This is a genomic window from Lachnoanaerobaculum umeaense (assembly GCF_003589745.1).
Taxonomy (GTDB): domain Bacteria; phylum Bacillota; class Clostridia; order Lachnospirales; family Lachnospiraceae; genus Lachnoanaerobaculum; species Lachnoanaerobaculum umeaense.
Genome location: NZ_CP032364.1, coordinates 2,275,669 through 2,300,055, shown reverse-complemented (window position 1 = coordinate 2,300,055; position 24,387 = coordinate 2,275,669). Strand labels below are relative to the sequence as shown.

Sequence of the window (24,387 nt, the reverse complement as noted above, 5' to 3'; positions counted from 1 at the left end):
AATATGATTTTACGCAATGTTCATACTTGTGTACTTCAAAAACATAAAAAAAACATAAAAAAACATTGAAAATAAAAAAAATTTTAGTATACTAAAAACGCGTTAGTAATTACTAACTGATGTAATATAATAAAACCTAAATGCAAAGGGAAGTGTTTTTGCAAGAGTATTTGTTTAATATATAGAAATATATTTTGAAACTAATGCTTTATTGTAGTGCAACATTCCTCTTTATTTGGTTTTAGTGTTAGCGGCCACTAACTAAAATGTATGTAGTAATAGGAGATTTATGAAAAGAAAGCTATTTTTTAACGTTGGTGTTGGAGCATTAAGTATTTTGATGGCTACAGCACAGATAACACCTGCTTTTGCGGGCTCATGGCAGAACACGCAGAGTGGATGGAATTATATAAATGATAATGGCAGCAAGGTTTTGGGATGGATTCAGACTCCAAGTGGCTGGTATTATCTTGATACTAACACCGGTATTATGAAAACCGGATGGCAACAGGATGCTGCAGGAAACTGGTATTTCCTAAATACAGCCAAGGGTGCTGCTGAGGGTATAATGCTCACAGGTTGGAACTGGATAGATGGATATTGCTACTACTTCAACTCTCAAAGTGGGACTGATCAGGGTAAACTTCTTGTAAATACTACAACACCTGACGGTTACAGAGTTAATTCAGATGGTAAGTGGGAAAAAGACGGAAAGGTCATATTTTCACAGGGCAAGGGTCTTACTTCATTATCAGGAGTAGTAAGCAATAAGACAGATGCAGGTCAATCTGCAGCAAAGAAAGGTTCCGGCAGCTCTAGAGGTGGCTCAGGAGGCAGTTCTGGCGGTGGTTCATCTAGAGGAGGTAGAGGATCAAGAAGTGGTAATGGCAGCAATGCAGCAGATGTACAAGGCGATTCCACAACAAATTCAAACCAGAGTACAAATAACACAAGTAATGGAGAAAATGCAAGTAATACAACAGCCGGAGAGGGTGTAAATAACGCAAGTACAGGAAGCGCAGCCGGAGAGGGTGTAAATAACGCAAGTACAGGAAGCACAACCGGAGAGGGTGTAAATAACGCAAGTACAGGAAGCACAGCCGGAGAGGGTGTAAATAACGCAAGTACAGGAAGCACAACCGGAGAGGGTGTAAATAACACAAGTACAGGAAGCACAACCGGAGAGGGTGTAAATAACGCAAGTACAGGAAGCACAACCGGAGAGGGTGTAAATAACGCAAGTACAGGAAGCACAGCCGGAGAGGGTGTAAATAACGCAAGTACAGGAAGCACAACCGGAGAGGGTGTAAATAACGCAAGTACAGGAAGCACAACCGGAGAGGGTGCAAATAACGCAAGTACAGGAAGCACAACCGGAGAGGGTACAAATAACGCAAGTACAGGAAGCACAACCGGAGAGGGTGCAAATAACGCAAGTACAGGAAGCACAACCGGAGAGGGTGTAAATAACGCAAGTACAGGAAGCACAACCGGAGAGGGTGTAAATAACGCAAGTACAGGAAGCACAACCGGAGAGGGTGCAAATAACACAAGTACAGGAAGCACAACCGGAGAGGGTGCAAATAACGCAAGTACAGGAAGCACAACCGGAGAGGGTGCAAATAACGCAAGTACAGGAAGTGCAGAAAATGGAACAGCTGCAAATAACTCAGAAAATAATGGAACTACCGAAGCAGATAATGATAAATTTGCATATGTAAGCTACACAAAAAATGTTAATACAGATTTTGGTCAGTATGTGGTAGTTGCATTCAAATATGGAACTATTGACGATTATAGAGTATTGGTAGATGGGGTAGATGTTACCTCAAATATGACAAATGTAGATGATGAGGGACATGTTGTTAAATGGCTTTCAAGTGTATCAAATCCTTCAGCATTACAGATTGTAAAAAAGTCTGATAATGATACTCAGGACATCACACTTGCAGGCGGGGAGAGAAAGAATATAACAAAGACCGATGTAAAGGCACCTAAGTATGTGTTATCAAACGGTCCTATTACAAAGTTTGACTATTTACTTGAGACCTATGACAATGCTGGAAAAGTAAGAAAGAATGCTTCAAAGACTACATTCACATTACAGTCAAAGAAGGTAGATTTAGCAGCAGCTGCAGTTCCTTCACAGTACTATATCCCTGTAACAGAGATAGATAATGTGGGAACAGGTAGCATAAAGATAAAGCTTCAGCTTGAAAATGAGGAGCAGGAGAAGTGGTTTGAAGGACTTAACAATATTAAGCTTCTTAGCGAAGAACACAATATTATAAATTCAAATCTTATATACAATAAGTCTGTAGAGACAAAGTATGGTAAGGTGGGAGTTATAAATATTCCTCTTCCTCAAAACAATGCAAGAAGCAGAGGAGATTACTATGTAAGTATAGGCTCTACAAAGGGTAATGAAAGAATAAGCCTTCCTATATCATTGGTAAGCAGTACAAACTTTAAGGTGCTGCGTGACAGCACAACACCAAATCCGAAGATTGGAGAAAATATCAGATTTAAGATAGTTGATCCGAAAAACAATCAGAGCTTCGGAAATGATGTAGGTGTGGTAATGTACAGAGTAACACTTACAAAACCTGACGGTAGTGTTATTGAATTGCCGAAAATTTCAGGATGGCATAATATATCGGATATTGTACAGATTACAGGAACAGACAGTACTTCAGGTAAGGTGTATACAGATGTAGCCGGAGTTTATACAGCTACGATCTATACAAAGGGGTATAAGACTCTTACAAAGAAGTTTGAAGTATTAAAGAGTGACGGTTCATCTGTAGTAACAACACCTGTTAGTGATGATTCTAAGACTGTGGATGCGATATCAGCGCCTACAGTAAGTAAAACTCATGCAGGAAACAGAGAGTCTTCAACAATTACAAAGGTTCTTGTGGGTGGAGGAAGTTCTTCATCTTCTTCAAGCTCAGGAAAGAAGGCCGATTCTGTATCAGGTGCTACAGGTAAGACAGGCGGTAAGGCTGATGCTACATCCGGTGCAAGCGGAAGCTTAATGATAAATGCATACCTTATGTATGACTACGATTTGCTTGTAAATGCAATGGTTTTAAATGAGATCGGTCTTAGAAGCAAGGATTCAGATGCAGTAATGAAGTGGTGGCTTGAGCAGTCACCTGAGGCGATTGTTGGAGAAGATAAGAGTAAATTATATCTTCTTAACAACTTTGTAGATGCATATAAGGATGCAAAACTTGAAGGAAAGGTTCTTACATTTGAGGACTATATCAAGTCTGAGGATGCAACTACAAGAAATATTGTCGGAAATGTAAAGAACGTACTTGAAAACGGTAAGCTTGGTACTATTTATCGTTACGGTAATCTTGTAGGAGAAGCGGCACCTACATTTGAAGGTCTCATACAGGCAAATGCGGACAGCTTTACAATAACTACAGACAATGCGGATTTCTTAAAGAATCTTGACTCGGTTGTGCTTGACGGTTCATCAGCTCTTAGAAGTGATAATTATTTGAAGCAGTATGAAGTAAGTGCAGACTATAAGAGTATTACACTTTATAAGAGTGCATTCAACAGATATCTTGCACCTATTGTAGGAACACATAAACTTGCTCTTAATTCTATAGGTTTTGAGAAGATAGAACTTGACCTTACCATCACAGATACTTTTGAAGAAGTGGAACTTAGTGATGTGAGTGAAAAGCATGAAACGGATTCAGAAATAGTTATAAAGGCTGTTAAGGACGATGATGCCAAGAAGGGCGATTTCCTTAGTAAGCTTGGTAGCGTAAAGGTTCAAAATCCTGACGGTACACTTAGAGACGTAATATCCGCATCTGCAGGCGGTTATACTTCAAATTCAGTTTATACTGTTGCGGACGGAAAAGTTACACTTCGCGGAGGATTGTTCAAAAATGCAGGTGAGTATACTATATACCTTCAGTCAAGCGACAGAAATTATGCTGTAAAGTCTATTAAAGTAAACATTGCAGAGAAAGCAAATACCACACCTGTAACGCCGGTAACCCCTGTGACACCCGTAACCCCTGTGACTCCACCTGTAGTGGAAGAGGGCAAGGATGCACCTAAGGCAAAGACAGGCAAAAAGTCGAATTCGATATTCTACAATATGCTTACAGTGAAATTCGATGGCATGAATGAATCCGACCTTGAGAAATATCTTAAAGCTGTTACAAGTGTCAGTGTAAATGGTGAGGATTATTCTAAAGCGGGTATTATCGGTTTCGGGTATGGAAATACAAAAGAATTTAAGGCGCATAATGATTCAGCTTATGGCGGTAAAATAAGTCAGTTATCTGTAAAGGCAAGCAGTTTTACAGATAATAAGTTTGATTTTGTTGTAAAGGCGGATGGATATAAGGACCTTACATTTACAATGAATGCTGACGGAAGTATTGCGGAAAGTGTTGCACCGGCACCGGTAGTTCCTACAGTTAATGCTGTGGAAGTAGATAAGGTTGAATTTAAAAAGTATAATAATGCCGATGTATATGCCGTTACACTAAAGGGTGATACTGCAAAGATTGCTGAGTTTATTGAGAAGCTTAATGCTGTAGAAGTAAACGGTGTAAAGGTTGAAGAAGGTAGAATATCAATACTTAGCAGAGATTTATTTGCAGTAGACAACGATAATGTAATCTACATAAAATCAAGAAAGATAAAGGGATTTGCAGATAAACTTGTATTTAAGGGAGAGGGTATGGATGATTTAGTCTATACTACATCTTCACAGATAGCTACACCGGCTATTACAGGTTCAGAGATTAAGAAGGGCTATGATAATTTTGTAAGACTAACATTTGATGATACGGATAGAGTAGGGCTTAAGAGATTTACAGAACTTATAAGTTCGGGTAAGGCAACAGTCACCGTAAATGGTGTTACTTACAATAAAGGATATAATCTTAGAAATGCTACTACATATAAGCTTTCATCAAATATGACTTACGGATATACTCAGTTTATAGACCTTTCACTTGACGGATTTAATCAGGCAAGTAATGAAGTGACAATAAGTTCTGAGAACTTTGAAACTATCAGATTTAATGTAGAGATAGCTGAAAATGCATCCGCTTCAGGAAACAGAAGAACAAGAAGAGATTTAAGTGCAGTGGAAACTGCTACATCTTCAAATGCGGTAATACGATAAAATTAAATATTACATTTGATTGATTTTGCCTCCTTTTAGAGTAGATGAGTGAAAGCCGCTTGTCACTTTAAAAGGGGGTATTTTTAGAGAGAGGGGGAGACTTTTTTCGAAAAGAAATAAACATATGTTTGGTATTGACATCTTGACTTTATTTTTGTAAGATGAAAGATGCACTATTATAGGGCATTTTACGCCCTTTTGATAGATGCTTAGATGTGAAAATGTCTAATGTAACTTGCCAAAAGGCTAAACTAAATGAGTAGATTGTTCTAAGTATACCATAGAAGAATCTAAATTCATACCATAAAAATATACAGGGGTGAAACGTCAATGGATAGAAGCAAGATGCATCCGATAACTTCTGGGAAGAGCATGAGAATGAGCTTCCAGACTCAGAAGGAAGTTCTAGAAATGCCGAATTTGATAGAGATTCAAAAAGATTCTTATCAGTGGTTCCTAGATGCGGGTCTAAAAGAAGTTTTTAGAGATATATTTCCTATAGAAGATTTTGCAGGACATTTTAGCCTCGATTTTGTCAATTTTAAATTGGCGAGAGATGAAGTTAAATATTCCATAGAAGAGTGTAAAGACAGAGATACAACATACGCTGCTCCATTAAAGGTGAAAATCAGACTTATTAATAAAGATAAGGATGAAATAAATGAGCATGAAATCTTTTTAGGAGATTTGCCACTGATGACTGATACAGGATCATTTGTAATAAATGGTGCAGAGAGAGTTATAGTCAGTCAGTTGGTTCGTTCACCAGGTATTTACTATACAATCGATCATGACAAGATAGGAAAAGAACTTTTCATGTGTCAGGTCATACCAAATAGAGGTGCATGGCTTGAATACGAAACAGATTCCAATGATATCTTTTATGCAAGAGTGGATAGAACAAGAAAAGTTCCTATAACAGTACTTTTGCGTGCATTTGGTCTTGGTACAAATACACAAATCTTAGAGATGTTCGGAGAAGAACCGAAGATATTGGCGAGCTTTGCTAAGGATCCATCTGAAAATTATCAGGATGGACTTTTGGAATTATATAAGAAGATAAGACCGGGTGAACCGCTTTCAGTAGACAGTGCAGAGAATCTTCTCAATGCAATGTTCTTTGATGCCAGAAGATATGATCTGGCAAAGGTAGGAAGATACAAATTCAATAAGAAACTCCATTTCAAGAACAGAATAAAGGGCCATACACTTGCAAGAGATGTAGTAGATGAGAATACCGGAGAGATATTGGCACAGGCAGAGACAGTAGTAGATGCCGAACTTGCAACAAAAATACAAAATGCTGCTATTCCTGCAGTATGGATAAAAGGTGTGGAGAGAGATGTAAAAGTCCTTTCAAACTTGATGGTAGACATCGAAAGCTATATACCTGAGCTTACAGATCCTAAAGCTATAGGTGTTACAGAGCAGGTTTATTATCCTAAGCTTCAACAACTTATGGAAGAAAATGAAGGCGAAGAGCTTATAAAGGCTATTGAAAAGAATATCAATGAGCTGATTCCAAAGCATATTACTAAGGAAGATATCTTTGCTACAGTAAACTACAATATGCATATAGAGGAGCATATTGGAAGCAAGGATGATATTGATCACTTAGGAAACAGAAGAATAAGAGCGGTAGGAGAGCTGTTACAAAATCAGTATCGTATCGGTCTTACAAGAATGGAGAGAGTTGTAAGAGAGAGAATGACTACTCAGGACATTGATTCTATTACTCCTCAATCCCTTATAAATATAAAACCGGTTACAGCAGCAGTTAAAGAATTCTTTGGAAGCTCACAGTTGAGCCAGTTTATGGATCAAAACAACCCATTGTCAGAGCTTACACATAAGAGAAGACTCTCAGCCTTGGGACCGGGAGGTCTTTCAAGAGAAAGAGCCGGATTTGAGGTTCGAGATGTTCACTATACACACTATGGAAGAATGTGTCCTATAGAGACTCCGGAAGGACCGAATATAGGACTTATAAACTCACTTGCAAGTTTTGCAAGAGTAAATGAATATGGTTTTGTAGAGGCACCTTATCGTGTAGTAGATAAGTCTGTTGATCCTACAAATCCGGTAGTAACTGATGATGTAGTATATCTTACAGCGGATGAAGAGGATAATTTTACAGTAGCACAGGCTAATGAGCCTCTAGATGAGAACGGACATTTTATCAGAAATAATGTATCGGGGCGTTACCGTGATGAGACTTCAGAGTTCCAGAAGAAGAATATAGACTTGATGGATGTTTCACCGAGAATGGTATTCTCAGTAGCTACGAGTATGATTCCTTTCCTTGAGAATGATGATGCGAACAGAGCTCTTATGGGTTCAAACATGCAGAGGCAGGCTGTACCGCTTATGATTACAGATGCACCTGTAGTAGGTACAGGTATGGAGACTAAGGCGGCAGTAGACTCAGGTGTATGTGTAGTAGCGAAAAATTCAGGAACAGTAATGGAATGTTCATCTGATAGAATCGTTATAAAGAGAGACGATGATGCTGTACTTGATACATATAAGCTTATCAAGTTTGCCAGAAGTAACCAGTCAAACTCTTATAACCAAAAGCCTATAGTATTTAAGGGTAACCATGTCAATGCCGGTGAGGTTATCGCAGATGGTGCCTCAACATATAATGGCGAGATAGCTCTAGGAAAGAATCCACTTATAGGATTTATGACCTGGGAAGGCTATAACTATGAGGATGCGGTTCTTCTTAGCGAGAGACTTGTAGAATATGATGTATATACCTCTATTCATATAGAGGAGTATGAGTGTGCAGCAAGAGAGACTAAACTTGGACCGGAAGAAATCACCAGAGATGTACCTGGAGTAGGTGATGATGCACTCAAAGATTTGGATGAGAGAGGTATTATTAGAATAGGTGCAGAGGTAAGAGCCGGTGATATACTTGTAGGAAAAGTTACTCCAAAGGGAGAAACTGAGCTTACAGCAGAAGAAAGACTTCTTCGTGCAATTTTTGGTGAGAAGGCAAGGGAAGTAAGAGATACTTCACTTAAAGTGCCACATGGTGCTTATGGTGTAGTAGTAGATGCAAAGGTGTTTACAAGAGAAGCAGGTGATGAATTATCTCCGGGTGTTACACAGAATGTAAGAATTTATATAGCACAAAAGAGAAAGATCTCTGTTGGTGATAAGATGGCTGGACGTCATGGTAACAAGGGTGTGGTTTCAAGAGTATTACCTGTTGAGGATATGCCATTTCTTCCAAATGGTAGACCGCTTGATATAGTACTTAACCCACTTGGTGTGCCTTCACGTATGAACATTGGACAGGTGCTTGAGATTCACCTCTCACTTGCTGCAAAGGCACTTGGATTTAATGTAGCTACTCCGGTATTTGACGGTGCAAACGAGATTGACATTATGGATATGCTTGAAGTGGCAAATGATTATGTCAATGAAGATTGGAATGATTTTGAAGATAAATATAAAGAAGTGCTTGATCCGGGTGTTATAGAATACCTAGGTTCACATTTGGAGAACAGAAAGCTTTGGGAAGGTGTCCCTCTATCAAGAGATGGTAAGGTAAGACTTCGTGACGGTAGAACAGGAGAGTACTTCGACAGTCCTGTTACTATAGGTCACATGCATTATTTGAAGCTCCACCACATGGTAGATGATAAGATTCATGCCAGATCAACAGGTCCTTACTCTTTGGTTACTCAGCAGCCTCTTGGAGGTAAAGCACAGTTTGGTGGTCAGAGATTTGGAGAGATGGAAGTTTGGGCACTGGAGGCTTATGGTGCATCATATACTTTGCAAGAAATCTTGACAGTGAAATCTGATGATGTTACAGGTCGTGTGAAGACATATGAGGCTGTTATCAAGGGTGAAAATATTCCTGATGCAGGCATTCCGGAGTCATTTAAGGTGCTTTTAAAAGAGCTTCAATCTCTTGGACTTGATATAAGCGTATTGGGTGAGGACGGAAAAGAAGTAGAACTCAAAGAAAATACAGAATATGCTGACCTCAGTATACACTCTATAATAGAGGGTGAGAGCAGACACCATGGAAAAGAAGAATTCAAAGATGCAGGATATAGTGAACAGGAAGTAAAAGACGGTGAATTTGTAGCTGTTTCGGATAATACCAATTTAGCTACAGAAGATGCTGATGTTGACTATAGTGGTGACATAGATTCGGGGGATGATTCCTCCTATGACGAAGATTCATTTGATGATACAGATAATTTTGAGGAAAAGTGAATACTTTTATAGCAGATGCCTTCCCGGCATCTGCATAAAATCAATGAAGTCGATTTATCGTTTTATATAGAAGGGAGCAAATTTTATGCCTGAAAACAATGATGCTTATCAGCCAATTTCTTTTGATGCAATTAAGATTGGTTTGGCTTCTCCTGAAAAAATACTACAGTGGTCTCATGGTGAAGTTACAAAACCTGAGACTATAAACTATAGGACATTAAAACCGGAGAGAGATGGTCTGTTTTGTGAAAGAATATTCGGACCAAGTAAGGACTGGGAATGTCACTGTGGAAAATATAAGAAAATTCGCTACAAAGGAACTGTTTGTGACAGATGTGGCGTAGAGGTAACAAAGTCCAGTGTGCGTAGAGAGCGTATGGGTCATATAAAATTGGCAGCTCCGGTATCTCATATCTGGTACTTTAAGGGAATTCCTTCAAGAATGGGGCTTATCATGGATATAGCACCTCGTATCTTGGAGAAAGTATTATACTTTGCATCATATATAGTATTGGATGGAGGCGATACAGCCCTCAACTATAAGCAGGTGCTTTCAGAAAGAGAGTATAGAGATGCAATCGACACCTATGGCTATGGTTCATTTAGAGCAGGTATGGGTGCAGAGAGCATTTTAGAAATATTAAGCAATATTGACCTTGAAAAAGAGTCGGTAGAATTAAAAGAAGCATTGGTAGAGGCTACAGGACAAAAGAGAGCAAAGATCATTAAGAGACTTGATGTGGTAGAGGCTTTTAGAAGCTCAGGAAATAAGCCTGAGTGGATGATACTTACAAATGTACCTGTCATACCGCCTGATATTAGACCTATGGTACAGCTTGACGGTGGTAGATTCGCTACCAGTGACTTGAATGATCTTTACAGAAGAATTATAAATAGAAATAACCGCTTGGCAAGACTTTTAGAGCTTGGTGCTCCTGATATCATTATCAGAAACGAGAAGAGAATGTTACAGGAAGCGGTAGATGCTCTTATAGACAATGGTAGAAGAGGAAGACCTGTTACAGGTCCGGGAAATAGAGCACTTAAATCACTTTCAGATATGCTAAAGGGTAAGCAGGGAAGATTCCGTCAGAACCTTCTTGGAAAGCGTGTTGACTATTCAGGAAGATCTGTTATCGTAGTAGGACCTGAGCTTAAGATTTATCAGTGCGGTCTGCCAAAAGAGATGGCTATAGAGCTATTTAAGCCTTTTGTAATGAAAGAGCTTGTAGAAAAGGGAACAGCTCATAATATAAAATCTGCCAAGAAAATGGTAGAGAGAATGCAAAATGACGTGTGGGATATACTTGAGGGAGTTATCAAAGAGCATCCTGTAATGCTTAATAGAGCACCTACACTTCATAGACTTGGTATTCAGGCATTTGAGCCTGTACTTGTAGAAGGTAAAGCTATCAAGCTTCATCCGCTTGTATGTACAGCGTTTAATGCGGACTTTGACGGTGACCAGATGGCTGTCCATTTGCCACTTTCAGTTGAGGCACAGGCAGAGTGTAGATTCCTACTGCTCTCACCAAACAACCTCCTAAAGCCTTCAGATGGTGGCCCTGTTGCCGTTCCTTCACAGGATATGGTACTTGGAATTTATTATCTGACACAGGAAAGACCTGGAGCAAAGGGAGAAGGGAAGTTCTTTAAGAGTGTAAATGAAGCGATACTTGCATATGACAATAAGATCGTTACCTTGCATTCAAAGATAAAGGTCAGAATAAGTAAAAAGCTTGAAAATGGAGAGGTTTTATCAGAGACTGTAGAATCTACAGTAGGTAGACTTCTGTTCAATGAGATAATACCTCAGGACCTTGGATTTGTAGATAGAAGTATTCCGGGAAATGAGTTAAAGCCTGAGATTGATTTCCTTGTAAAGAAAAAGCAGTGTAAGCAGATCTTAGAGAAAGTTATCAATGTACATGGACTTTCAAGAACAGCGGAAGTGCTGGATGATATAAAGGCAATTGGCTATAAGTTCTCAACTATTGCATCTATGACTGTTTCTATTTCAGATATGACAGTACCTGAGAGTAAGGGAGAACTTATAAAGAATGCACAGGCTACTGTAGATAGAATAGCAAAGAACTTTGCACGTGGATTTATTACAGAGGAAGAGAGATATAAGGAAGTTATAAAGACCTGGGATATGACAGATAAGCAGCTCACCAGAGACCTGCTTGACGGACTTGATGCATACAACAATATCTTTATGATGGCTGACTCAGGAGCGAGAGGTTCTGATAAGCAGATAAAGCAGCTTGCAGGTATGCGTGGTCTTATGGCAGATACAACAGGACATACTATAGAGCTTCCTATTAAGTCAAACTTTAGAGAGGGACTTGACGTTTTGGAGTACTTTATCTCAGCTCATGGTGCGAGAAAAGGACTTTCAGATACAGCTCTTCGTACAGCCGATTCAGGATACCTTACAAGAAGACTTGTAGATGTTTCACAGGACCTTATCGTTCGTGAAACAGACTGCTGCGAAGGCAAGGAAATTCCATTTATGGAGATCAAAGCTTTCTCAGACGGTAAGGAAGTTATTGAGAGCTTGGAGGAGAGAATCACAGGAAGATATATTGCAGAGACTATAACAGATCCTGATACAGGAGAAGTCGTAGTAAAGGCAAATCATATGTGTACTCCAAAGAGAGCAGCTGCAGTGATGAAGGTGCTTGATAAACTTGGAAGAGACAGCGTAAAGATAAGAACAATACTTTCTTGTAAATCACATACAGGTATCTGTGCTAAATGCTATGGTGCAAACATGGCTACAGGTCAGGCTGTGCAGGTAGGTGAGGCAGTAGGTATCATTGCCGCTCAGTCTATCGGAGAGCCGGGTACACAGCTTACTATGCGTACTTTCCATACCGGAGGTGTTGCCGGTGGAGATATCACACAGGGTCTTCCTAGAGTCGAAGAGCTTTTCGAGGCAAGAAAGCCAAAGGGACTTGCAATCATCACAGAGTTTGGTGGTGTTGTAGAGCTTAGGGATACCAAGAAAAAGCGTGAGATCATTGTAACAAACAATGAAACAGGTGAGTCAAAGGCATATCTGATTCCATATGGTTCAAGAATAAAGGTAGGAAATGGAGATGTATTGGAGGCCGGTGATGAGCTTACAGAAGGTAGCGTAAACCCACATGATATCCTTAAGATAAAAGGAGTTCGTGCAGTTCAGGACTACATGCTTCGTGAGGTACAAAGAGTATATAGACTTCAGGGTGTTGAGATCAACGATAAGCATATCGAGGTTATCGTGCGTCAGATGCTGAAGAAGGTAAGAATAGAAGAGAATAATGACGCAGATGTACTTCCGGGAAATTCAATGGATGTTCTGGATTATAATGATATGAATGAAAAGCTCATTGCAGAAGGCAAGACTCCGGCAGAGGGGAAGCAGGTAATGCTTGGTATCACCAAGGCCTCTCTTGCAACAGATTCATTCCTTTCAGCAGCATCATTTCAGGAGACTACAAAGGTACTTACAGAAGCGGCTATCAATGGTAAGGTGGATCACCTTATCGGACTTAAGGAGAATGTACTTATCGGTAAGTTGATACCGGCTGGTACAGGTATGAAGAGATACAGAAGTGTAACTCTAAACACAGATGAATTTATGGTAGACACAGATGAAATCATCTTAAGCGAGGACGATCCTGCCCTTGTTGATATTAAGGAAGAGTTGATAGCTGATGCAAAGGAGGCACTTGAGTCTGAGGAAAAGGCTTCTGAGATGGAGACTAAGAGCGAAGCATCTTCTGAAGAATCTTCAAAGGAAGAGTCTAATGAAAATGATGTTGAAACTAAAACAGATACTGAAGAATAAAGTAATTATATTGACTGTTATAGGTATTGTATAGACAAGAGAGACTGCCAAAGAGGTGGTCTCTTTTGGTTTCTATGTAAAGTGACGGTGTGGTATAGCCGGTTTTTGTGAAAATAGATTTTGGCCATAGTATTATTGTATGGTAAAATAACGAGGTCTTAAGAAAATTCTAAGACAAAATCCTGTAGACTTTATGTATTATATATATACAGTTTACTGTATATACTCTGAAATCTGTGATTTTGAGACAGTCATTGTAAAATAAGGGTTTGCAGCACTCTAAGTAACATAAGATACAAGCTTTTTGACTGAAATCGCTTGTTAAATTTTAGGCACGCCAAAGCCTTGATTTATAAGGGGGTGGAGGAGGTAGGTTACAGAAGCTAATCCCGATAAGGGGGACGGAAGGTGATATAGACATTGTACTGTTGATAATGGAAGCCGATTAAGATATTTTAGGAATCAATACTGAAAGAATTACGGATATAGTTAGGAGATATTTAAGTGAAAGATATTGTCTAGTAGAATAAAATAATGAGTGGCGAAGCCACCCATTATTGAAATGATTTTAAATAGTCTATGTATTTGTATTATTCAGATACTTTCAAGTTTTTATATCCATTTAAAGATTCTTTATGGAATTCAATTATCCTATCTCTTAATGAAGCAGGGTATTCTACCACAGCCTCTCCCGGATTGAATCTACGAAAATACCTATATAGTTGTTCGGTAGAGCATTTAAAATAATATTTAAAGTTACCATCAGGTGTAGCTTTCTTGCTATCTACTGTTGGCCTACCAAAATAAATATGCTTAAAAGAAGAAATACCCTGTGGGTTTAATAAAATACAGCTTTCTTCCAATGTATCATTGATAGCATAGGAGGCACCTAGTTGTTTGGTTAGCCTAAACTTCTCCTCTATATCATCCGGACAAGTTATAGTCTGGTAGGATGGTTTTATGTTTGATATCCTATTAAGTCTAAATGAATAAGTTCTCACCTGCTTATTGGAGTCAAAGCCATAACAAAAAACATAGTTAAACATCTGTTCTTTTCCGGTAAAAATAGTATATGGAACTACGGTATATTCTTTATTATCATATAAATAATTAAATTTAATGCATTGTTTTTTACAATTATTAAATATTGCCTCATATTCCTTACTAAAGATAATCTGTTCACGCTTGTACAATGGCTTTTTAAAGTATAATTTTAGCATTCTACACAGATATTCTGACAAACTACATCCCTTTAAACCACCGGAGTTAAGTTCTTGGATTATAGAAGTGGTATTATCATTAGTTTTAAAGGGTATTGTAGTTTTTGAAGAACTACATTTATTCATTGGACTATCATTTTTTTCTAAAAATATAATCTTATTTAAAAGAAAATTTTTAATTTCATTAATTTCATATTCTTTTAATTCGGCTTTTTTTAGGTGTTCATCAAGATCAGCAGTATACTCACCTATTTCTTGCTTATACTTTTCGAAATATCCCAGAAGAAATTTATTCATAAAGCCACTTGTATTTATTTCCATAATACTTTCGCCTCTATCCTTTTTAAATATCTCAAAAAGCTCAATATCATTGTTTAACATTTGTCGTAAATGTGGTGAAGGGTAAACATTAACTTTCTCTGAATCGCTCATTATAAACACTCCATCTACCCAAACAATAGGGTTTTAAAATTATTGTTAAATTCATTATAACATTTATTTTATGAAAAGTTCTATAGAAAAAATATATGGATATAGCTTAAATAAATCTCTAATAGTGGTCATAAAAGTAAGATAAAAATAGATAAAATCCTTATTTTAAACCAATAAAGGTGGTCGTAAGTCACATTGAAGTCAATAATTTCAAAATACATAATAATGAGTTAAACTATGTACATAGCAAGGCAAACAAGATTTTGTTTACTTTACTAAGTACTTAGTAACCAATGATTCGTATATAGGAGGTATCGTATGAAAAAGATTTTAGCTGCAGCAGCGAAGAAGGCCCTTATAAATATGCTACTGGAAGTAGCAATAAAGGTACTGACTGCCTAGAGCAGTCTGTGCCTAAGGGCGAAAGAGAGCAAACATAGTATGTAAATGCCTGTGAAAGTATTTTTTATGGAGGTTTTCTACATGGATAAAATAGTTTTTAGTGTTGCAAAGAGAGTCATAATAAAAATAGCGATCAAGTGGGTTATCAAGGCTTTAATAGCCTAGAGACCTATGCAGTATCAAGACTTAATAAGTTGTTATAAACCAAACAATGAAAAGGAGAAAACTATGGAAAAGAATGAATTGGTAAAAACAGGCAAAAACCTCTTGGAAGACCTTGTCAGAAATGACAGGCTCGAAGGGCTACCAAAGGCTGCTGCCTATGCAGGGTTGGTACTACTAGAGCTTGCAAAGCTGGTAACGAATGCCAAGCAGGCAAAGAAGTAGTTATAGTGGCATAAGCCACTATATAGTTGATAAATATAAACTGATAAGACCTATGTCAAGGAGGGTACTATGGAATACGATATCATTGAAAGAAATAGCGAAGACATCTACAAAGATGTAGCAAGCAACATAAAGTTAGAGGGATGGCCAGCAGCGATAGCCATCTTAGGGCTTGGGGCAATGCAACTGGCAAAAGTATTGCTGGAGGCCCGGATGGAGAAAAAGGAGGTGTAACCTCCTTTGGAAGCTAGGGGGTATTTTTATTGTACATTATAATGTATATTATATAGTAAAAGTGATAAGAGAGTGCAATGCAAAGGAGATTTCAATGGAAAATCAGATTGTAAAACAGGAACAGGGAGCAAAGTGGCTGGATACAGTGTATAAACAGGCTGTAAAAGGTGTGGGAATTGGCAATACTAGCGTGGTTAGTATGGCACAAGATTATATGATTAAGCATAAAAGTAAGGAAGAAGCTTGCAAGGCGATGCTAAAAAATCAAGTGATAAAGTGTACTTCAAGTGGGATCATTACAGGTATAGGAGGTATTGTAAGTCTTCCTTTTACATTGCCTGTGAATGTAAGTACAGTACTCTATATGCAAATGAGAATGATTGCATGTACTGCATATATGGCAGGATATGAGCCAAGCAGTGACCAGACAGAGACTCTTGTATTGGCTTGCCTTATTAATGTGCCTATTACACAGTTGGTAAAGCAGGTAGGTGTAAAGGCTAGTACAAAAGTAGCTACAAATGTGATAAAGAGTGTTCCGGGAAAAGCACTAACAAAGATTAATCAGCTGATCGGTTTTAGGTTTATAACGAAGTTTGGCTCTAAAGGAGTAATAAACTTAGGAAAGGCTGTACCATTTGTTGGAGCCGGAGTAGGAGGTGCTGTAGATTTTTTTGAAACAAGGACAATAGCAAAAAGAGCCTATGATTTCTTCTTTGAAAACTAGTGGGAAGCATAGGATTATATAAAGTTTATATTAGAGTTCGTCAATAAGATAGAAAAATATAAGTAAATATATAATGTACTCATTGTAGAAAGTACTAGATTAATAAAATAATTAAAATAATTTAATATAATGTTGAATAAATAGTAAAGATACATTATATTTAACATAAAGAATATTTTTGTAAACAATTAGGAGGGCGAAGATGAATATACTCTTTTCACCACTTGGGGGAAATGATCCTGTATCAGAGAAGAATTTTTTTGATGGTTCTATGATACATATATGTAGATACTATGATATTGATAAAGTTTATCTATACATGACAAAGGAGATATGGGAAAAACATGAAAAAGACAATAGATATGTATTTTTTATAAATAAGCTGGCAGAATATAAAAACAAGAAGATAGAATATATTATTATTGATGATAAAGACTGTGAAAATGTTCAAGTTTATGACCAGTTTTTATTTAAGTTTGAAAAAGAAATAAATAATATTATAAGTTCATTAAGTGATGAGGATAGGTTTTTCATTAATATTTCTTCAGGAACACCGGCGATGAAAAATGCTTTGGTAATATTACAGGATTTGAATGAGTATGACTGTAAATTTATTCAAGTTGCTACTCCTACAAAGCGTATGAATGAGAATGAACATAGCAATAATCCTGACTGGGAATCAATGTGGGAGTTTAATTTAGAACTGGAAATAAACGGTGAGAACAGGTGTACTGAGAATAAGTGTCCATCACTATCAAGACTTAGAAAAGAAGAAATTATAAAAAAACATATCGATGAATATGACTACAGAGCGGCATTGTCAGTAGCGGAAGGTATGGATAAGCGTAGTACAGGACATTATATTGATGAACTGGCTCGAGCAGTAAACAGATATAATCTCGATATGAAAAAAGTAGATGCTGACTACAAAGAAGGCAGTATTGATATGACTCCGGTAAAGTCGGGAAATGCAAGAAAAATATTTGAGTATGCACTTTGGTTGAGTACAAAGCTGAAGAGAAAAGAATATATTGATTTTATAAGAGGAATAACCCCTATAGTAGTTGAATTATTTGAAGTAGTGCTTAAGGGTAGAGGTAAGCTTGATATTAATGATTATTGTAAGATGGGCGATAATAAAGTCAGAATGTGGGATTCATCTAAAGTTATAAATAAATTGCCGGGAAGGGATGATAGCATTCAAGATATAGTAAATAAAGAATATCAACTAAAAAACAATTACAGTAATAGTGAGAAAAAATTCGAGCTAAAAATGATATATTCTGAAGCATTATTATATTTAATAAAAAATATAATAGATAATACTGATTTGGCTGAAACGGCATCTAATATTAGAAGTGTAGAAGCAAATGTTAGAAATTTAGCAGCACATGATATCGTTTCACTTGATGAAAAAAATATAGAAGAAAAGACCGAATTTACTCCGGAGAAAATCATGGGTATGATAAAGAAGCTGTTTGCATATACTAGCTTTGGAATCAAGAAAGAGGACTGGAACTCATATGAGGATATGAATCAAGAGCTGAAGAGAAGAATCAGTGAGCACAGAGAGGAAACTACTTCATGTTAAGTTCACTTAGAATAGAACTTGAAGGGGAGATTGAAAAAAGCAGAAATGATTTACTCGGTTCTCTCTTTCAAGGATTTATAATGAAAAATATATATAAAGGCTATGCAGATATATTACATATGAGTACATTGCATCCATATAGCCAGTACGTGACTAGGGTAGATAATAAAATTATATGGACATTGAATACATTGAATATTGAAGCGAAGGAGAATATAGCAGATAAAATCAAACAGATAGAAAAGGTGAATATCAAGTACAGAGAAAAGGAGTACAAGATAACTTCAATCAAAGAGGAAAACATCAGTTATAAAGATTTAGTGAAAGAAAATTACCTAAGAGATGGAAAGAGAATACTAAAAGTTAAATTTTTGACTCCTACATCCTTTAAACAGGATGGTAGATATGTACTATTTCCAAGTATTAGACTTATTTTTCAGAGCCTTATGATGAAGTTTGATAAGGCATCTACAGATATGGAAGTTTTTAGTAAAGATATATTGGAGACATTTGAAAATAATATAGAAATATGTGGGTATAAACTTAGAAGTACAGCATTTCATTTGGATGGAACAAAGGTGCCGGCTTTTATAGGAGAGATTACTGTAAATATAAAAGGTCCAAAACAGCTTGTAAATTTTGCAAACATGCTTATTGCCTTTGGAACATACTCAGGTGTTGGAATAAAAACAGGAATAGGAATGGGGGGAATAGCATTTGAATAATGATGTAAAAACAAAATTTATATATGACAGTATTTTATATTATGTAAACAAAATAGTAGCATCAAATAATATAGATTCTGAAAATATATATATAACGAAATTGGCAGACAAAATATCGGCTGCACTTGATAGAAGAAAGATTCAAAACGATGAATTCGCTTTTGAAGAGGGTGGAAATCTATACAGTATATTTAATATACTAAATGGTAATAGTCAGTCAAAGAGATATGATGCAAGTGTGCTCTATGAGGATGAAAAGATAAAGTTTGCAAAGGATAGTGTAACTAATCCGTCAGCAGAGTTTTATAAAACAATAAAAGAAAAGCTTTCAGGTAAGCTTGAAAATGCAAATGTTGATATGGATTTTGTCAACTCAATTTTAGAGATACTTGAGCAGTCCATGTCATATATTCCAGTATATGGAGCAAAGGATGAAAAGATAGACATATCAGTATACGAGCATATTAAGCAAAGCATAGCTATAGGTAGTTCTATTTTTGAATATCTTACAGAAGCAAAGCAACTTGAAAATCAGGAAAGCTTATATAATGATCCGGATGATTTTTACAAAGAAAAAGTTATTTTACTTTACAGTATGGATTTTTCAGGTATACAGTCATTTATATACGGTCAATATGGTAAGGAAGATGTATTGAAAAACCTAAGGTCAAGGTCATTCTATCTTGAAATATTGATGGAGAACATAATAGATGAGCTTTTGAAGAATCTAAATTTGTCAAGAGCGAATCTATTATATGCCGGTGGTGGTCACGCATATTTTATATTTGCTAATACTAAGAACACCAAGGATTTGCTTGAAGCTTTTGATACTGACATTAAGGCTTGTATGCAAGACATGTTTGGAATAGACCTATATATAGGTAGTGGATATAGTGAGTGTTCTTGCAATGATTTACAAAACAAGCCTGATGGCTCATATAGTAATTGTTTTAGAGAAGTATCTGCTGCGGTATCACAAAACAAACTTAGCAGGTACAATGCAGGACAGATAATAGCTTTAAATCGTGGAAAAAATGTTGATGGAGAGAGAGAATGTAAGATTTGTCATAGCTCGTATAATCTTAACAGCAATGGCGTTTGTAGCCTATGTGATGGATTTGCACAGCTTTCAAGAAGTATCCTAAATAGAGAAATATTCACAGTAGTAAGCGAAAAGGATAGAGGAATACTCCCTATATACAAGAACGGATACTTGAGTGCAGAGAACATAAAAAGAAAAGAAGGTGAAGAATATCTTAAAACAAATAAGAATATCCTTATTCGTGCCTACTCAAAAAATGGAGTATACAAAGGGAAAGATTATGTAAAGACCATATATGTTGGTGACTATCATGATGCAGAAACCTTGGAAAAATTGGTCAAAGGTGGAGTGGGTATCAAGAGGCTTGGAGTACTTAGAGGTGATATCGATAACCTTGGAAAGGCTTTTGTAGGTGGATTTGAAAAGAGTACGCAGACATTGTCAAAGTCAGCTGCATTCTCAAGGAAGCTTACACAGTTTTTCAAATATGATATCAATAATATATTGAAAAATGGTGAGTATAAAATACCATGCTTTGATAGTGGAGTTGATGAAAATGAGACTAGAAAAATAGCTATAATATACTCAGGTGGTGATGATGTATTTGTAGTGGGTGCTTGGAAAGATGTTTTGGAGTTTGGAATTGACTTGTATAAAACTCTAAAAGAGTATACTCAGGGAACACTTACTATTTCAGCAGGGCTTGGAATGTATATGCCAAAATATCCTATATCATATATGGCGGAAAAAACAGGTGAACTTGAGGATTGCTCAAAGAAGCTGGATGGTAAAAATGCTATAACACTTTTTGATAAGGATAATTCATATCACTGGGATGAATTTGTTGATAAGGTAATAGGAGAAAAGTTTGCCATAATAAGTAAGTTTTTCTCTACTGTAGAAGACAAGGGAAAGAGTCTTTTGTACAATCTCTTAGAGCTATTTAGAAATAGAGATAAGAAAATTAATTTGGCAAGGATGGCATATACTCTTGCCAGAATGGAGCCTAAGGGAAAAGTAAGTGAAGAAGAAAAAGATGTATATCAAATTTTCAAAGAGAAACTATATGATTGGATGTTTGACGACAATGATACAAAGCAGGCGATAACAGCAATCTATATCTATAGCTATTTGATAAGAAATGAGGAGGAGAAATAGATGGGTGGAAATAACAACAATTTTACTAATAATAGGGGGAAATCAAATACAGAAAAAAAGAGAACTCCTATAGACCTTAACAAAGAAAACTATGTAGAGCAGGCAGAAAAAGTAATACAGAGCCTTATAGATGAAAATGGAAGAAATAAGATTTTGACAACATCAAAGATAAGAAAGCTTTTGTCAATGGTTAGCGATATGTATACAAAAGCAAAACGTCTAAAGACAAATACATTGGATTCAGAGTGGCTTACAAAAATACAATATTTTAAAATGCACACTATATACGAAGCCGGAAGAGAATCAACTGTAAAGAAATTTGTAGAAGAGGCACAGATTATAGAACAAATAGATAGCATAAAAGCAGATAAGGATAGGCTTATTTTATTCTGTCATTATATGGAAGCATTGGTAGCATATAGAAAATTTTTAGGTGGAAGGGACGAATAGGAGGATATATATGTTTGGAAAACTTGAAATTAGTGGGAAAATAGAATCATTGACAGGGTTACATATTGGTGGTGGATCACAGTTTGCAGCTATAGGAGCTGTAGATTCGGTTGTAGTAAAGGATATAGATGAGGACTTTCCTATGATACCGGGCAGCAGCTTGAAGGGAAAACTTAGATCCTTACTTTCAAGGCAGTTAAATGACGGCGGACTGTCAAAAGACCATAATAGTGATAATGAAGTGATAAAAAGGCTTTTTGGACATTCAGATAAGAATGGACCAAAAACAGGTAGAGTTTATTTCTCAGATATATTTATCAGCAAGGAAAGTAAGGAAAGATTGAAGGCTGAGTCTTTGGATGCTACAGAAGTTAAGTTTGAGAATACCATATCAAGACTTACAGGGGTGGCCAATCCAAGACAGATAGAGAGAGCTATTAAAGGTATAGAGTATCATATGAGCCTTATATACAATATAGAAGATGAAAGTGAAATAGAGGAAGACTTTAATACTCTGAGACTTGGTTTTAAGCTTTTAAAATATGATTATCTTGGGGCAGCAGGTTCAAGAGGTTATGGTAGAGTGGATATAAAGGATTTTGAAGTAAAGCCTTTGATAGTAAATGTGGATGACGGAAAAGTTGAGAAAGTAGTGGAAAGCTGTAAAAATATATTAAAGGAAGTGTAGTATGAACTATAAAATACTAAAGTTAGAGTTTACTACAGCTGTACATTTTGGAGGTGGTGGATTAGAAAAAGGCCAAAATGTACTAAATGCAGACACATTATTTTCAGTTTTATTTATAGAGGCATTAAAGTATGGTGAATCAGATAGATTGCTGGATATTTGTAAAAGTGGCAAACTAAAAATATCAAATGCATTTCCATATATTGGCAAGGAGTATTATTTGCCCAAGCCTATAATTCGCTTGGATAATGATAATGATGGAGATTCTATAAGAAAAAAAGCTTTAAAAAAATTGAGATATATACCACTATCAAAGTTTGAAAGTTTTATAAATGGGAAATTGAATATAGAAGAAGAGTCAGATTCATTTGGGAAAAAATTTGGTGAGTTCACCTTACTTGAGAAGGTGTCCATGTTAACTTCGGGGGAGAATGATGTAAACAACCTGTATGCTGTAGAAGTATTCAAATATAAAAAAGGAAGTGGTCTTTATCTATTTATAGGTTTTGAAGATGAAAAGGACTTTGAAATGGTAAAGAGACTGATGAATAGTATTTCATATACCGGTATTGGAGGGAAAATCTCATCAGGATATGGAAAGTATGTTCTGTGTGAGGATACACCGAACAGTAATATAGTAAAAAAATTTGAGGATATAGGTGATTATAAGGATATTATGTCTTTATCACTATGTCTTCCAAATGAAGATGAACTGAAAAAAAGCCTTGAGGATGCCTCTTATACCGTTGTGAAGAGGAGTGGATTTATAGCTTCTTCAAAATACGCTGATACATACAGAAAAAAGAAAGACCTGTATATGCTTGAGGTAGGATCAGTATACAAAAATATCTTTGAAGGGGATATTTATGATGTTTCAGGAAAAAATAAGGGGACACATCCGGTATATAGATATGGTAAACCATTCTTTATGGGGGTAAGGTGATGGCAAAATTTCTAAAAAAATATAATATAGAGCTAAAAACTATAGGACCGGTCTTTATTGGAAGTGGATATACAATAAACAAAAAAGAAGCTTTATTTAAGAATGATAAAGTTGTTATCATAGATACCAGACTTATGTTTGATTATTTTATTAAAAAAAATTTATTGAAGAAGTATCAGGAATACATGTTAGATACAGGTAAGGACTTGGCTGTATTTTTCAAGGATAACAATATAGACGAAAAAATTTATAAAAACTGGAATGTCAAAGAACTCAGTCTTGGAGATACTAAGGGTACAGATGATGGAGATGTGAAGGGTAGAGGTATAGAAAGATTTGTAAGAGATGGTAATGGAAAGATATATGTACCCGGAAGCAGTTTGAAGGGCATGCTGAGAACAATACTTACAGGAGCATATATTATACAGAATTCAGATTGTGGAATATCCAATAAGCTTAGTGAGGCAGAATTGGGATTGGGTAATAATCCAAGTAAAAAAGAGTTGGATAAAACTTACAAGGATTCCTTGAGCGATATTGATATAGATATTTTCCATAAGAACTTATTCTCTGACTCAAATAATAGAATAGATAATAAAATAAATGATACTTTACGAGGTTTCATGGTGTCTGACAGCGAATATATATCGGATGAAGATATGTGTGTATGTCAAAAGGTTGACATAAGCTTGGACGGAACTGAAATTGCTATTCCACTTTATAGGGAATGCATAAAGCCGGGGGTTACTATAAGATTCAGTATTACTGTAGACAGTAATTTTTGTGACTATGATAAAGAAAAAATTATAAAATCTATAGGTTGTTTCTATGAAAATTATTGGAACAAGGTTTCAAAGCAATTTAAAAAGGCACCTATCAGTAATGATAAGTATACATGCTTTTTGGGAGGAGGAGCAGGATTTGAAAGTAAGACTATAATATATTCAAGCTTTGACAGAAAAAAGGCAGTAGATTTTACATCAAATATTCTAATCGTACTCTTTCCTGATGCTAAACATGATAAAGATACAGATGTATCACCAAGAGTAGTAAATTGTACTAAGTATAATAGTAATAAATATCTATTTGGAGCATGTAGTCTAAGAAAGTTTGAAGAGGAACAAATGGATTTTGTATAGGA

Annotated in this window: 14 protein-coding genes; 13 read left to right on the top strand and 1 reads right to left on the bottom strand. The window is 36.3% G+C overall.

Translation table 11 applies throughout. The features are described from left to right. Positions 1 to 289: 289 nt before the first annotated feature. The 3 genes from D4A81_RS10735 (at position 290) to rpoC (ending at position 13,247) form a co-directional block, all read left to right on the top strand. Positions 290 to 5,170 carry a hemoblobin-interacting domain-containing protein gene (locus D4A81_RS10735; RefSeq protein ID WP_243111783.1) on the top strand — a complete coding sequence of 1,627 codons (4,881 nt, stop codon included), beginning with the start codon at positions 290 to 292 and terminating at the stop codon, positions 5,168 to 5,170. 330 nt (positions 5,171 to 5,500) lie between these two features. Beyond that, a complete protein-coding gene (rpoB, locus tag D4A81_RS10730; RefSeq protein ID WP_111524047.1) occupies positions 5,501 to 9,409 on the top strand; it encodes a DNA-directed RNA polymerase subunit beta in 3,909 nt (1,302 codons plus the stop codon). 85 nt (positions 9,410 to 9,494) lie between these two features. Beyond that, a complete protein-coding gene (rpoC, locus tag D4A81_RS10725) occupies positions 9,495 to 13,247 on the top strand; it encodes a DNA-directed RNA polymerase subunit beta' (protein WP_111524048.1) in 3,753 nt (1,250 codons plus the stop codon). Positions 13,248 to 13,837: 590 nt separating this feature from the next. Here rpoC and D4A81_RS10720 read toward each other — a convergent pair. Then, on the bottom strand, positions 13,838 to 14,899 hold the full coding sequence (locus tag D4A81_RS10720) for a WYL domain-containing protein (RefSeq protein ID WP_111524049.1): 1,062 nt from the start codon (positions 14,897 to 14,899) through the stop codon (positions 13,838 to 13,840). Positions 14,900 to 15,529: 630 nt separating this feature from the next. Here D4A81_RS10720 and D4A81_RS13215 point away from each other — a divergent pair. The 10 genes from D4A81_RS13215 to csm5 all read left to right on the top strand — a co-directional run bounded on the left by D4A81_RS13215 (position 15,530) and on the right by csm5 (position 24,385). Beyond that, entirely contained in the window at positions 15,530 to 15,688 is a 159-nt protein-coding gene (locus D4A81_RS13215; protein WP_162902584.1) for a hypothetical protein, read from the top strand. A gap of 69 nt (positions 15,689 to 15,757) precedes the next feature. Then, positions 15,758 to 15,922 carry a hypothetical protein gene (locus tag D4A81_RS13210; RefSeq protein ID WP_162902583.1) on the top strand — a complete coding sequence of 55 codons (165 nt, stop codon included), beginning with the start codon at positions 15,758 to 15,760 and terminating at the stop codon, positions 15,920 to 15,922. Between the two features lie 94 nt (positions 15,923 to 16,016). Beyond that, positions 16,017 to 16,649: an EcsC family protein gene (locus D4A81_RS10715; protein WP_111524050.1), complete on the top strand. Its 633-nt coding sequence runs from the start codon at positions 16,017 to 16,019 to the stop codon at positions 16,647 to 16,649. Positions 16,650 to 16,851: 202 nt separating this feature from the next. Continuing rightward, a complete protein-coding gene (gene csm6, locus D4A81_RS10710) occupies positions 16,852 to 18,240 on the top strand; it encodes a type III-A CRISPR-associated CARF protein Csm6 (protein WP_111524051.1) in 1,389 nt (462 codons plus the stop codon). After that, positions 18,234 to 18,965, top strand: a complete 732-nt coding sequence (gene cas6, locus D4A81_RS10705; RefSeq protein WP_111524052.1) for a CRISPR-associated endoribonuclease Cas6 — start codon at positions 18,234 to 18,236, stop codon at positions 18,963 to 18,965. The genes csm6 and cas6 overlap by 7 nt, the downstream gene beginning before the upstream one ends. Further along, the gene (cas10, locus tag D4A81_RS10700) at positions 18,958 to 21,165 is read left to right on the top strand and encodes a type III-A CRISPR-associated protein Cas10/Csm1 (RefSeq protein ID WP_111524053.1); all 2,208 of its coding nucleotides are present in this window, start codon (positions 18,958 to 18,960) and stop codon (positions 21,163 to 21,165) included. Before cas6 ends, cas10 begins: the two co-directional genes overlap by 8 nt. Beyond that, positions 21,166 to 21,615, top strand: a complete 450-nt coding sequence (csm2, locus tag D4A81_RS10695; protein WP_111524054.1) for a type III-A CRISPR-associated protein Csm2 — start codon at positions 21,166 to 21,168, stop codon at positions 21,613 to 21,615. Positions 21,616 to 21,625: 10 nt separating this feature from the next. Beyond that, positions 21,626 to 22,303: a type III-A CRISPR-associated RAMP protein Csm3 gene (gene csm3 / locus D4A81_RS10690; protein ID WP_111524055.1), complete on the top strand. Its 678-nt coding sequence runs from the start codon at positions 21,626 to 21,628 to the stop codon at positions 22,301 to 22,303. Between the two features lies 1 nt (position 22,304). Then, on the top strand, positions 22,305 to 23,246 hold the full coding sequence (gene csm4 / locus D4A81_RS10685; protein WP_111524056.1) for a type III-A CRISPR-associated RAMP protein Csm4: 942 nt from the start codon (positions 22,305 to 22,307) through the stop codon (positions 23,244 to 23,246). Further along, the gene (gene csm5, locus D4A81_RS10680; protein WP_111524057.1) at positions 23,246 to 24,385 is read left to right on the top strand and encodes a type III-A CRISPR-associated RAMP protein Csm5; all 1,140 of its coding nucleotides are present in this window, start codon (positions 23,246 to 23,248) and stop codon (positions 24,383 to 24,385) included. Before csm4 ends, csm5 begins: the two co-directional genes overlap by 1 nt. Positions 24,386 to 24,387: the final 2 nt, after the last annotated feature.